11 protein-coding genes are annotated in these 13,280 nt (G+C 41.8%); 1 reads left to right on the top strand and 10 read right to left on the bottom strand.

The genetic code is table 11. The features are described from left to right. Positions 1 to 97: 97 nt before the first annotated feature. From AACT52_RS14640 to AACT52_RS14615, 6 genes are all read right to left on the bottom strand, one after another. The gene (locus AACT52_RS14640; RefSeq protein ID WP_073631677.1) at positions 98 to 1,144 is read right to left on the bottom strand and encodes a hypothetical protein; all 1,047 of its coding nucleotides are present in this window, start codon (positions 1,142 to 1,144) and stop codon (positions 98 to 100) included. Positions 1,145 to 1,209: 65 nt separating this feature from the next. After that, positions 1,210 to 2,337 (bottom strand): UDP-galactopyranose mutase, encoded by a 1,128-nt coding sequence (gene glf, locus AACT52_RS14635; RefSeq protein WP_073631675.1) that lies wholly within the window; start codon positions 2,335 to 2,337, stop codon positions 1,210 to 1,212. A 187-nt stretch (positions 2,338 to 2,524) separates the two neighbouring features. Next, positions 2,525 to 4,558: an HAD family hydrolase gene (locus tag AACT52_RS14630; protein ID WP_073631672.1), complete on the bottom strand. Its 2,034-nt coding sequence runs from the start codon at positions 4,556 to 4,558 to the stop codon at positions 2,525 to 2,527. A 112-nt stretch (positions 4,559 to 4,670) separates the two neighbouring features. Continuing rightward, positions 4,671 to 5,666 carry a ribose-phosphate pyrophosphokinase gene (locus AACT52_RS14625; protein ID WP_073631670.1) on the bottom strand — a complete coding sequence of 332 codons (996 nt, stop codon included), beginning with the start codon at positions 5,664 to 5,666 and terminating at the stop codon, positions 4,671 to 4,673. A 40-nt stretch (positions 5,667 to 5,706) separates the two neighbouring features. Next, positions 5,707 to 6,987 (bottom strand): glycosyltransferase, encoded by a 1,281-nt coding sequence (locus AACT52_RS14620; RefSeq protein WP_073631668.1) that lies wholly within the window; start codon positions 6,985 to 6,987, stop codon positions 5,707 to 5,709. 263 nt (positions 6,988 to 7,250) lie between these two features. Then, positions 7,251 to 8,102: a glycosyltransferase family 2 protein gene (locus AACT52_RS14615; protein WP_073631666.1), complete on the bottom strand. Its 852-nt coding sequence runs from the start codon at positions 8,100 to 8,102 to the stop codon at positions 7,251 to 7,253. Between the two features lie 287 nt (positions 8,103 to 8,389). Between AACT52_RS14615 and AACT52_RS14610 the strand changes: the two genes are divergently transcribed. Further along, positions 8,390 to 8,572 (top strand): type II toxin-antitoxin system HicB family antitoxin, encoded by a 183-nt coding sequence (locus AACT52_RS14610; RefSeq protein WP_073631662.1) that lies wholly within the window; start codon positions 8,390 to 8,392, stop codon positions 8,570 to 8,572. A gap of 68 nt (positions 8,573 to 8,640) precedes the next feature. Here the strand turns inward: AACT52_RS14610 and AACT52_RS14605 are convergent, their stop codons facing one another. From AACT52_RS14605 to AACT52_RS14590, 4 genes are read right to left on the bottom strand one after another with little or no spacing between them, the layout of a single operon-like run. Further along, a complete protein-coding gene (locus AACT52_RS14605) occupies positions 8,641 to 9,552 on the bottom strand; it encodes a glycosyltransferase (protein ID WP_233153942.1) in 912 nt (303 codons plus the stop codon). A gap of 55 nt (positions 9,553 to 9,607) precedes the next feature. After that, entirely contained in the window at positions 9,608 to 10,984 is a 1,377-nt protein-coding gene (locus AACT52_RS14600; protein ID WP_198940919.1) for a glycosyltransferase family 4 protein, read from the bottom strand. Positions 10,985 to 11,008: 24 nt separating this feature from the next. Next, on the bottom strand, positions 11,009 to 12,322 hold the full coding sequence (locus AACT52_RS14595) for an ABC transporter ATP-binding protein (protein ID WP_073631657.1): 1,314 nt from the start codon (positions 12,320 to 12,322) through the stop codon (positions 11,009 to 11,011). Positions 12,323 to 12,337: 15 nt separating this feature from the next. Further along, positions 12,338 to 13,177 carry an ABC transporter permease gene (locus AACT52_RS14590; protein WP_073631655.1) on the bottom strand — a complete coding sequence of 280 codons (840 nt, stop codon included), beginning with the start codon at positions 13,175 to 13,177 and terminating at the stop codon, positions 12,338 to 12,340. Between the last annotated feature and the right edge of the window lie 103 nt (positions 13,178 to 13,280).

Here is a 13,280-nt window from a genome sequence, read left to right as displayed (position 1 = left end):
TGGGGGTAGGTGGCACTTGAATGCAACTGGCTACATTCATGTATGTGTTCCTCATTTCATTTATAAGTTATGTCTTTAAGTAGATGCAGCACTAAAATTACAAAGAAGTTGATGAGTGAACAAAGACACCAACTTGATTTTGTACCTCCTTTTCTTCGGTTTCACTTCCTTTTAAGGAAAGCTGAGGATAGATTTCGGGTAAATATTGCCTCATAGCAGGTTCTTGAGGTCCAAAAGAGAAGTGTCCAGCAAATAAATTGTGAATGACAATGATTGGTCTAGAAAACTTCATGCAATCCTGACATAAATTCTCTTCATCTATTCCTAAGACACCTTCATGTAATGAAGTTCGCAATCCACCTACTTCCTCCCAGAATTCTCTTTCAAAAAGAATAGCCCCTATACTAAATTGATGAGGTGCTGCTGAATAATTAAAAGGCTGCGATCGCAGCCTTTTAGCTACTTCATCAAATGGAAGGCTCTTTTGCCACAACCACTTAGCTGCTTCTCCGTCAGAGTGAGCTTTAATGCCATTAACCGCGCGTTTTAGTTCGCCAAATTTATTTCTATATTCTTCATCAGCATTAATGGTTTTTAAGAAATTGATGTAGGAATAGCCATTGACATTAAGGACTGGAGCACAAAATCCTGGGTTGTATAGTCCCTCTTCCTTGATGCGTAAGTAACCTTCTAGTAGACCCTCGAAGAATCCTTCAGAGATGAAAATATCTTCATCCAGCTTGTATATCCATTTTGCTTCTTTGTGTACAGCTATTGCTAAATTCTGTACAAGTGAAACCTTATTCGCCTTTGTGTAAAGGTAAGACCAACCTTCACGTTCTGCTAATTCTGCTAATGGAGCAGAATACAAGCCAGATGATAAGATACACACATCAAGATCTGATGGGACAAACTTTGCTATCCTTTCTAAAGTAAGGGGCCAAAGAAAACTTTTGTAGCCTGCAAGTATGATCAAAAGACGTTGACTTCCCTTGCTCCTATCAATGAAGGTGTAAGAGCCACTGAAATTTAACCATTTTATTCTCTTCTCTTTTAGATCATGAGCTATGCTCGAGATTATGCGAAGAGGCCAGTCACGTTTCTGAAGTGCCTTTTGAATCCGTTTGACTAATGCTACTAACATCTTTACCTCTGTATCTAGCTGATAAGGAACAGGAGAAAAGTTGGCGCTGACTTAACAACTCCTACTCATGACTGACCTGCGATTTCTTTTTCAAAAACACCAAGTGCTCGAATGACTGCATGATCCATATCGTAGTACTTATAATCTGCAAGCCGCCCTGCAAACAGTACTGAACCGTTGAGTTTTTCGACTTCTTTGAGATAAAGGTCAAGACGCTCACGATTTTCTTCGTTAAGAATCGGGTAATATGGGTCATTTTTCCCTGGGACATAAGCTTGAGGATATTCCATCACCAAGGTAGTTTTGGGTGAGGTTTGTCCTGACAAATACTTCTGCTCAGTAATGCGCGTGATGTCGTAATCGTTGGGGTAGTTGACTGTACCAACCTCTTGATACAACTCTTGATCTAAAGTCTCGAACTGAAAGCGCAAGCTACGATATGGCAACTCGCCATACATATAATCGAAGAAAGTATCAATCGGTCCGGTGCAGAGTATTCGGTTAAACTTAACTTCGTTGACAATCTCGCGGTAATCTGTGTTCAGTAGCACCTTAATGTTAGGGTGAGCCAGCATTTTGCGGAACATTTCGGTATAGCCAAGCTTGGGCATAGCTTGGTAGGGGTCTTGAAAATAACGGTTATCCCGACTGATGTAGACTGGAACACGTCCTGTGACTGCCCGATCCAGTTCCTCTGGTTTCACTCCCCACTGCTTCATGGTGTAGCGGAGGAAGACATTTTCATAAATGTAATTAGCGAGGAAGGTGAGGTCGCCACTGGCGCTTTCACGTAGTTTTAAGATAGGTACTTTAACCCCAAAACCAAAGTTTTCTAGAAGTAAATTCTCCAGCTTCTCCGCATATTTTGGAGGAAAAAGAGCATAAAGAGAATTGAGATTAAAAGGAATAGGAACTTTCTTTCCTTCTAGTACTCCCAGAACATGATGATAGTAAGGTCTCCATTCTGTGAATTGCGAGAGGTAATCCCAAACTTTTTTTGATTTTGTATGGAAGATATGGGGTCCGTATTTATGAACCAGAATGCCATGCTCGTTGTAGTGATCGTAAGCATTACCGCCGATGTGATCCCGTTTTTCTACAATGAGTACTCTTTGTCCAAGCTCATTAGCAACTCGTTCAGCTATTACGCAGGCAGAATATCCAGCGCCTATGATCAGCCAGTCAAATTTCATGTGATTTCTCCTTGCTTGAGGCTTAATTGAAAGTTGCAACTTTCACGCTCGATGGAAAATTTTGTGCTTTTGTCAGTGTATAACTTACTGGCAATATTTTGTAAAGTCAAATTGCTTTTCTGTTGCTTAAACTTCCGTGTATACCGTCTGCGTTGGTCTAAGATGAAAGCAATGGTACAAATCAATGTTAAGTCGTTTTCATAGCTGCTTTCTGTGGAAAATTACGCTTCAATGCGTCCAAAAAATCTCTCCTTATTTGACGAATCATGTTGATTTTCTTCGTTCCTAGAAGTGTACCTAAAATGGTCTTATCTCTAGCAATTGAAGCAGGAAACCAGATGTCTCTGTGTGGATGTCTACTATAAAGTAGTAATCTCCACCAGTCAGCTAAACTATAAATTGGTGCTAGTTGATAGAAAGTCTGTTCAGTTTGATCTCCAGACATGACAAAGGAGCCAAACACTTTCGCTTCCTCAAAGGAAGGATTTAGGACAAGTTCTTTTGCCAAAATTTCAGCAGCCTTTAGGAAAAGATCATTTGTACATTCTTGCTCAGTCAGGTTCTTTGTGATTTGCTCTGCAAATTTAACAACAGCGTCTTGCAGGACATATATTCCCCAATTAATTGCTTTTTCATTTTTTGGAGAACGAAGTACAGGGATATACATATCACCGCATTGGTCGTAGCTCATAGTACTACCATGATCTGCTGCAACAAAAAGCTCGAACAAGCATCTGTACCTGCAGGGAAAAAACAGATCGTCATGTTTGTCTACATCATAGAAATAAGCCGTTAAACTATCATTTTGAAATGGCTTCACTCGAAATTGAAGGGCAAAATAAAAACCACTGACACCAGATTCTGGATAGAAACCAGCAATTTTCAACAACTTACTAAAAGAGCGTTGTATGTTTCCACTCCAACCAATGTCCACAAAACTAAAGGGAACTCCATCGTCTAGTCCTTCCTGACGAAAGTAGCCAATCACCTTATCGCGATACGTAGCAGCAGTTGAAATGATAAGTTCTGTAACTTCCTTTTCAATGACAATTTGCCTCAATAAGTTACGTTCGTGCTGCTGAAGATTCATATCCCATTTGTCGGCTGGAAAACCATAGCGACTCAGGATCTCTTGAATTTGCTCTGGTGATATGTTAACCCGGTGAAAAATAGAACGAATTGATAGAATATTCTCTAAAGAGTCAATGCCATCTAAGAGCCAGCAAAGCTCATCTTCGCCAATCTTTTGGAGAGCAGGTAGGTGCCATGCTTGACGAGAACCATATAAGTAGCGGCAGTCGATTCTAAATTCCCACTTTTTGCAGATCACTTGAGCAATTTTTTGCAATATCTGCCCATCTCTGGCAACAAAGTATAGTCTTTGAATCCCTTTTTTCTGCGCTTCTACTAAGCACCAGTAAACGAAACCGAACAACATAGGAGCAACTGCACTTGCTGTCGTGTCCCAAATAACTTGTTTATCAGGGCTCGTTTCTTGAGACTGCAAACGGGTCAGTCTGCTAGCGCCAGCTAGTAGAGATCTAAACTTTAAAGGGAGCTGAGTGTTATTGGCTATTTGTTCCTCGTATCGATTGAGGTGGGTTTGAGAAATGGGTTCGACTTTAACCCCCTGTTTTTTCGCCATTTTCACATCGGAGTGGAAGTTGTCTCCAATATGATTTAACTGAGAGGCTTTGATTGACTCCTGTGCCAGGCAATGTGGAAATAATTTACCATTTGCCTTGCTCACCCCTATTTCGGATGAGACATACAAACGGCTACCCGGTGTCCAGACATTATTTTCTTTAAGGAAAGTCCGAATCGTTTCCTCAGATAAATACATATCAGACATATAGATAACCCGCTCATTTGCTTGCTGTAGTGCTTGTATTCTTTTTTGAATGGCGGGTACCGGGCGCAAAGAAGCCAACTCTAATGCAATTTCATTGTGCATAGCTTGTTGGGCTTGAGTTGTTGACCAACCCAAAAGACCAGCTAATTGTTGGTAGATTTGTTCTACAGTCACTTCTCCGGTTTTCGATGCTTCTCTTGCTGCACTTTCTGCTTTTATCCGCATCTGCTGCCAACTGTCTGCTGATATCTCGATTAGTTTTCGTTGCCTTAGTTGTTCTCCCAATTCCCAAAATAAGTCTGTTGGTTTTGCCCAAACCCGAACTAAAGATGTTTCAAATACGTCAAATGAGTAAACTGTCTTTTGCATGGGAATTTCACCGATGTTTTTTGGATATTCAACGAAAAGTGCAAGGCTTGATTTATTTTTTGATTGACAGTTTTCGTCAGGGAAACTGAGTGTATGTATAGAGATTTGTGATTTAGTTATGAAACATACTGCTAACAGAACTTTCTTTGTGAATGCGGAAGATTGTCTCACCGATGAGATTAGCGACAGATAATACTGTTAATTGTGGAAAGCGGTTCTCGTCCACAATGGGAATGGTATTTGTAACGATGACTTCTTCAAGGTAACCGCTTGATAGACGTTCAATTGCAGGTGGTGAAAAGACTGCATGGGTTGCACAAGCATAAACTTGGCGCGCACCTTCCTTACGAAGGACTTTTGCGGCTTCGGTGATGGTGCCTGCGGTGTCGATCATGTCATCGACAAGAACAGCTGTTTTACCTTGCACGTCACCAATGACGTTCATGACTTCAGCAACATTGTGTGCCTGACGACGCTTATCGACAATGGCAAGCGGTGCATCGTTGAGTTTTTTGGCAAATGCTCGTGCCCGCGCTACGCCGCCTACATCAGGGGAAACGACAACAATGTCCGAAAGTTGCTTACTTTGCAGATAATTTAGCAGGATGGGAGAGCCGTAGACATGATCCAGTGGAACATCGAAGAACCCTTGAACTTGAGATGAGTGCAGATCCATCGCCAGAACGCGATCAACACCCGCTTTGGTTATTAGGTTTGCTACTAGTTTAGCCGTAATCGATTCCCGTCCAGCTGTCTTGCGATCTGCTCTGGCATAGCCAGAGTAGGGCAACACTGCTGTGATTTGCCTTGCCGAAGCGCGACGACACGCATCAATCATGATCATCAATTCCATGAGGTGATCGTTGACTGGATGGCATGTGGGTTGAATCAGATAAACGTCACAACCTCGGATTGATTCCAGAATTTGAACATAAATCTCTCCATCGGCAAATCGCTTGCGGATTGTAGGAGTCAGATCAATGCCAAGATATTGAGCAACTTCCTGAGATAGCGAGACATTGGCTGAGCCAGAGATCAGGCAAAGACGATTATTCTCAGAAGCGATTGAGGTAGTGGTTGAAAGTGTTAGAGTTGGAGTGAAAACCATATCGTTCCTCAAATGTGTTTTCTGTAACGCAATGCTTGACCTATCTGTTTATTACAGGTTCAGGATCAATAACAGACTGTCTGGATGTTTTCGACAATGAATGCTCAAAATTCTGATAGAGTTGCAGATGCTTCTCAAGAAATGCAGCCTTTGAAAAGTTATTTTCAACATCCCTTCTTGCCTGCTGACCCATTGATTCTAAATCGACGGACAGTAATGCTTGGCGCAGGGCTTGGTTTAGTGCCTGTTGGTTAGTCGGTTCAACTAAGATACCGTTGCGTCCAGTTTGTATCATCTCTGGAACACCCCCTGTGGAAAAACCAACGACTGGAGTAGATGCAGCCATTGCTTCCATAACAGTAAGTGGCAGGTTATCGGCAAGGGTGCAAAAGAGCATAACATCTGCTGCAGAATAGACTTTAGCCAAGAAGTTAGGGTCTGAAATATAACCCATTTCTCTGAATTCAAGTCCCTCCAATGCTTGCTTCAACTCATCGTTGCAAATTCCTACAACTAAAACGAATGGAGACAAATCATGTACACTTTGAAGAGCTGTCACTGCATACTTCACACCCTTACGAGGATCATTAAGTACGTGCGCTGAAATAACAATTACTTTACGGTTTTTGGGAATACTTAGATTAATTTTTATATTTTCCTTTGTGACTAAGGGAAAAGGTTTTAAATCAAGACCATTGGGGATGACTATAGGTGAAATTTTAAATTTGAAAGCCTGTTGAGCCTGTTGAGCCATCCAGTGACTTGGAAATATGTAGCGAATATTGAATTGCCCAGAAACCCATCGTTTGATTGCCTGAATTTCTCTGGTGCGGTCAGGAATTTTAGCGTTGTTTTTACCCTCAGGTAATTGAGGGCACTTGTGACACTGACTAGTAAACTTCTCACACCCCATTGGGTACATACACCCACCAGTAAATGGAGAACAGTCATGTACCGTGAAAAAAGTGGGTTTGCGTCGAGAAGTTAAAGCGAGAGTGACTGGAGATATGGCAGTGTATAGATCGTGAAAATGCACAACATCGTAATTATCGACAATTCTACTTAAGTTAAACCAGTATTCAACAGGCAACAACTCTGGAAAACCGTATTCCTTCGTCTTTTCATGAATTTTTTTACAAAGCTTGAATCTAATACGTTCTGCGTAGAGACTGCGCTGGAATGGAAGAGGCTCTTTGAAGTTAAAGGCAACAAAATGATCTGTTGGATGTCCAGCATCATTTAACCAAGTTGCGAGTTCTTCGGCAACTCTACTTGCCCCTCCACCATTTCTATCAGACTTGCTAACAATAGCTATTTTCATAGGTCAAGGATAGTTACTATATCTAAATTCATCTAACTAGCTCGCTTCTATATCTTTTTTTAGTTGGAGTAATTGCATATTAAACTTTAAAGCTCGCTATAACATAATTAATTACAAATGCATATTTGCCAAGTTGGGATGCTCCCGATGAAGTTGACTTATTTAACCTGAGAAAGTCGCTTTTTTAGCTGGTAGTTGCCCCAGATGCTTCTGTGATAAAATTTCGGTAATTTCCACAATCAATTCTGGTGCACCTTCTACAGTTAACCAAATATTTTGGTCACCTTACCTTTAACGCTTAAAGGTAGTTTCAGAGGATTTTTTAGAAAGTATTTAATTTTTCTTAAATAGTATTTCACTCTTTCTGATATTTCGTTATCGTATTGAAGAGCTATTTGCCATTGCTGAAACAGTGGCAGGTCTTTACGGTAAGCTGTCATGATGCTTTTCATGACACTATTTGCCTCTCCACGTGCATTGCTTTGGAATGTTTTTGAACTTTGATGATATCGAAAGTTTCCCCAAGTTTCATCAACATATCTAACATTTGCTACCTGTACAGCCCTGAGAATAAAGTCTAAGTCCATAGCGTAGTGTTCGCCAACTTTATAAAGTCCTATTTTTTGATGTAAAGATGTGTGGTAGAAATATGCTGATGGGTTGGCTGGAAATTGGTTAATACTCCATCCTAATAGCAGATCAGCGAGTTTCATTTTGGCTGGTTTGTTGACGGATAAAAGATTATCTTCATCGTCCCAAGTGTTACAGTTACCAACTAATAAGCTTGGCTCTGGTAGTGTCTTAAATATCTCTGATATGCGTTTTAAAACGTTTGGCTCATAATAATCATCAACATTTAGAATCGCAAGTACTTCACCATTAGCCATAGCAATTCCTTTATTCATGGCATCCGACTGCCCTTTATCTTTTTCAGAAATCCATCGTATATGGGGGTACTTTTCTGCGTACTGTTTGACAATCTTTACTGTTCCGTCTGTTGAACCTCCATCTACAATGATGTGTTCGACATCTGGGCAGTTTTGGTCAATCACAACTTTGATACAAGACTCAATGAATCTTTCACCGTTGTAAACCGGGGTAATAACACTAATCATGCTTGGCTTGTTTCTGATTGTACGAATGTTCTTTGTCGCTGATAAAGTTACCGATTAATTCCCGTGTTCCTACTGGACTCTTCTGTAACTTCAAGAAGAATCAGGATGAATCGGAAGAGATTGTTATTTAATTTGTGTAAAGCTTTTGTAAAGTTAGGTGGTATCACTTAGTGTAGTGACTACCCGTAACTCTAAGAGGGTATTCCTCAAAAGCATAGATTCAACACGTTTTTGACGCTTGCGATCGCTGATAACATAGCGTAGAAATCTCTTGTGCAACATTTGGTATGAAGTTCAAGCCAATTGTTCACCAAGCTGAAGAAGGCGGATATTGGGGGGAGGTTCCTGCTCTACCTGGTTGTATTACTGAGGGCGATACTTGGGAAGAGTTGATGGCTAATCTCAAGGATGCGATTGAAGGATGGCTTAAGGTTGTTAATAAAAGTCATTCCACTTGCCTGAAGTTTTAGGGTGTACTCTGCAAGGGCGATCGCTCGACAGTTTTGACATACATATGAGAGCACACAAAGGTTTTCCTTTAATAATTGAAAAGTGCTTGATGTGCTAAAATCTGTCCTCTCCTTTTTGCCTTAGAAAAGCGACGCTCCCTCGGATTCATTCGTAAAAGTCGATAAAATTCAACTAATTTTCCTTTCCACGATGTGTGTGGTAAAGTCGGCATTTGACCACGGAAAGAATCCAGTATTCTGTGAGAGTATTCCATACCTTCTATCAACCTCATCAAATATTCCTCTTCTAACCGACTTGCTGGAATTAGATGAGTTAATTTCAGAGATGTGAACTGTCCTGTACCAAGACCAATATCACAGGCTGTAAATGCTAAATCTGAATCTTCCCCACTAAACAGTAACTTACCTTTTCGACCAAGACTTAGACGCTTTGAATCATGATTTACCCAATCAGCATATTTCTCAGCCACAAATTTCCGAACACACATTCCAGCACCACAAGGAGCTGTTTCATGTAGGTTTAAGTTCGACCACTTATCTCGCTCGAACTCTCGAATAGCCAAGTAAGGTAGGTAAGGTTTTATCCACTCTGGAGGTGTTACCTCAAACTCAGCTCTAATCTGTCCACCCCAAGTACCGAGGAATCGGTAGTCTTTACTGATTTGCAAAGCTACTTCAAGGTAATCTGAATCCAAAACGTTATCATCATCAACGAAAACTAGTACTTCAGCTTGAGCTTCTCGAATTCCACGTAGTCGAGCATGAGTAAGACCTAGTTGCTCTTCTCGAATATGACGAGCATTACAATGCCAGGTGAGGTCAATTTCTGAGGAAAGTAATTGCTTACTTGCATTATCAATTAGTAACAGTTCCCATTGCTCAAGTGGCAATGTCTGGGACTTGAGCGCTGCTAATACTTTGTCAAGGTAATCACTTCGAGGGTTATGAGTGCAAATGATGACACTTATAGCTAGTTGCATAAGGGGGTACATTACTAATAGCAATAATTTCTTTGGTTGCCAAAATATCCCTGCTTTAATTTTTGACAGCTGATATGCCTGATTTGAAGAAAAATTCGCGTAGTTTTGTGCCAACCACTTCTAGTGAGAAGTGTTCTTCTACTCGACGTCGGGCACGCTTACTAAGCTCATGTCTCCATTCCTGATTATCTAATACACGACCGAGGGCTAGCGCAAACGCCGCGGCATCACCACATGGCACCACTAGCCCACCTGAAGCTTCGCCACCTTCAAGGATGTCGGGTACCCCAGATGCTGCAGCAGCCACTACAGGAAGCCCACAAGCCATCGCCTCAATTGGTGCAACTGGAAAGCCTTCATAACGGGATGGAAAGGCATAAACATCGCCAGCAGAGAGAAAGCGCTTGATTTCGACACGGTCATTTACAAACTTGTCCACCCACACCACGTTCTGTATCGGTAAAGCTGCAATGCGCTGACGCAGTTTTTCTGAGTCTGTACCTGTTCCCATGAGTAGCAACCGCAAATCCTCTCCTGTACGTTCGCAACAGATCCGTTCCCATGCGTCCAACAAGACGTCTAGCCCCTTAATTTGTAGCTCAACGCGACCATGCCATACCACCACTTGAGCATTAGCTGGAAGACCAAGTAATGCCCGCGCTTCTCCACGGTCAGTAGCTCTCCAAATTCCTAAATCTATTGGGTTGAAGATTTGTCCTATCTTTGTAGGCTTAAGATTATAACGTGTACGTACTCGCTGAATTTCAGTTTGGGGACCAATGACTAAGCCTGCACAAGTTTGTATCGTCAGCCTTCGCAGAAAACGCCCAATACGATTGCCATCATAAGATGTTCCCTGAAAAGTAGCAAACACCGGTAAATGCAGCAGATGCCCTAGCAACACGCAAGTGTCAAAGCGGAAATATTCGTACTCTTGACACAAAATCGCACTGCAACCTTGCCGTCTCAGTTCTTGAGCAAGTAACTCCAGTGGCGTTGTTAGATAGGGAGCCAATTGCCTGAGAACCTTAAACAGAACGCGACGGCTTCCCTGGACATCGCCAAACAACTCTTCCAGACTTCCACCAAAAGAAGGGTAAGGATGAATCATCTGCCGACGAATGGCAAGGTAGCTCTTGGGAACAGGCAGCATACAGACTGTAGCTCCAGTGGGGGAATGCGTAAAGCGCGATGGTTGAGGTATGCGACTTGATGTACAAATAATTACTGTACGTACACCAGCTAGCCGTAGAGCTTCTATGTAACTAAACTGCCAACTGCCTGTCATCTCGTTACAGAAAGATTCAAAAGAAACCCCAATACTGTCATAAAAATCTTCCCATATATGACCCCATAGCATCAAAGCAATCGTTGGCTGTTGCTGGGTATTCATCGGACTATGTTTTTTATACGTGTCCCAATCAGTTAACATCTTGCTATCTTAGGAAGTTACGATTTAAAGTTTTTGGTAATCAAAGATAGAATCAGCAGATTCTGTAGACGACCACTCTGCCTTAACCAAGACCTTGCAGTGACTGGGAAGACCCGGGCTACCTGTACCAAAAAAGTCCCCTCCATCTACACATATAGATGCGGCATCTTCAATCCAATCAAGTATTTCGCTGTCTCCATACGATATAAATATCCCAATTCGGTATAAACCGTTAGCTAATAGTAAATTCTTAATTCCACAGATAATGGAGCCACCCTTAGGATCTAGAGTTAGTTGACTATTCGTAAACTTATTTTGCAACATGATAACTCTTGTGTTTTTTTCATCATAAAAATCAAGACTTACAATAGCGTTGTTTAAATAATTCCCTAAATTACTTTGGTAACCAATTTCAAAGTAGTAATCTTTGCCTGACTGAAGAGCTTGTTGTTCATCACCTTCTTGATTCAAGACTCTAAAACTAGAAACTTTTACTTTGCCATTACCCTTACGATCTGTCCTTCTATTTAAAGGGATTTTTTCTGCAAGAGTATACGCGCTATCCAAATATGCGTTAATGACTTTTTGAGGGTTGTCATCCAAGCATAATTTCCCAGATTGCAGAAGTATTCCACGATTACACAAGGATTCAACAGCACTCATTTGATGACTCACAAATAATACCGTTCGTCCCTCCTTCCCTACATCCTCCATCTTCCCCAAACACTTCTTCTGAAACTGTGCATCTCCTACTGCCAGCACTTCATCGACAATCAAGATCTCTGGCTCTAAGTGAGCAGCCACTGCAAACGCTAATCGCACATACATCCCGGACGAATAACGTTTAACTGGCGTATCTAAAAACTTTTCTACTTCTGAAAATGCAACAATTTCATCAAACTTTCGCTTAATATCTACCTTGCTCATCCCCAGAATTGCACCATTGAGAAAGATATTCTCCCTACCAGTTAACTCTGGGTGAAAACCCGTACCCACTTCTAATAAACTAGCAACTCGTCCCTTAATCCGGATAGATCCAGATGTTGGTTCCGTAATTCTGCTGAGAACTTTCAGTAGCGTTGACTTCCCTGCACCATTACGCCCAATGAAACCGACCCTGTCGCCCTGCTTAATCTCAAACGACACATCTTTCAGTGCCCAGAACTCACCCTTGGTGGCTCTTGCTTCCTTCTTGGCACGGGGATTTAGTGCATTACTAAAGGACTTCGCCGCATTGGTCATTGCCCCACGAAATGTCTTGTAACTACTCCCCTCTTCCTGCTGTCCAAGAACGTACTTCTTAGCTAAATTCTCAACCCGGATTACAGTATCTGACATCTACCTAACTCCTACTTAAATCACGTCTGCAAAAGTGCGTTCCATTCTGCGGAAGTACCAAATACCGCTCAATAACAGCAGAACCACCAGAACCAGAGATAATGCAAACCCAGGTAAATATATCTGCGACTCTCCGCCCAAAATCGCCCAGCGGAAACCGTCGATGACTCCTACCATTGGGTTGAGCGAATACAGCAGCCGTACCTGTTCAGAATATCGTTCAGCAATAATCTTGCTACTAAAACCTACGGGAGAAACGTACAAACCAAACTGGACTAGAAACCCCACGATATAACGGAAATCCCGATACTCCACAGTTAAAGCCGCTAGCCACAATCCCACACCTATCGATGCGGCAAAGGCAATCAGAATAAACAGTGGCAGAGTCAAAATGCGCCAATCGGGTACAAAGTTATAGTAAGCCATCAACCCAAGCATTATCATGCCAGATATCAAGAAGTCTACGAAGCTGACAATCACCGCACTCGTTGGCACAATCAGACGCGGAAAGTAGACTTTAGAAAGTAAGTTGGAGTTGGCAACTAAGCTATTGCTGCATTCGGTTAACGCACCAGAGAAAAACTGCCAGGGTAGCAAAGCGGCAAATACCATAATGGGGTAAGGCGTATCCCCCTCTGGGGGTAGCTTTGCCAAACTTCCAAACACAACGCTGAACACTACCATCGTTAAGAAAGGGCGAATCAATGCCCATGCCATGCCAATAGCTGTCTGCTTGTAGCGCACCAAAATATCACGCCAAGCCAAAAAGTAGAATAACTCTCTGTATTTCCACAGGTCTTTCCAATACTGCTTCTCAGCCCGACCTGCCTCGATTGTGAGTTCTTTTGTGCTCATCTACTTACCTGTATGTTGCATTAATTAGACATTGCGTGATTGTTTGCAGCCAAAGTATCTGAAGTCTCAGAAAAAACATTGTTCTTCTACTTATTTCCTTTGG

The sequence above is a fragment of the Scytonema sp. HK-05 genome (assembly GCF_963872035.1).
Lineage (GTDB): Bacteria > Cyanobacteriota > Cyanobacteriia > Cyanobacteriales > Nostocaceae > Kalymmatonema.
This window is presented reverse-complemented; position numbering and strand designations above follow the sequence as displayed.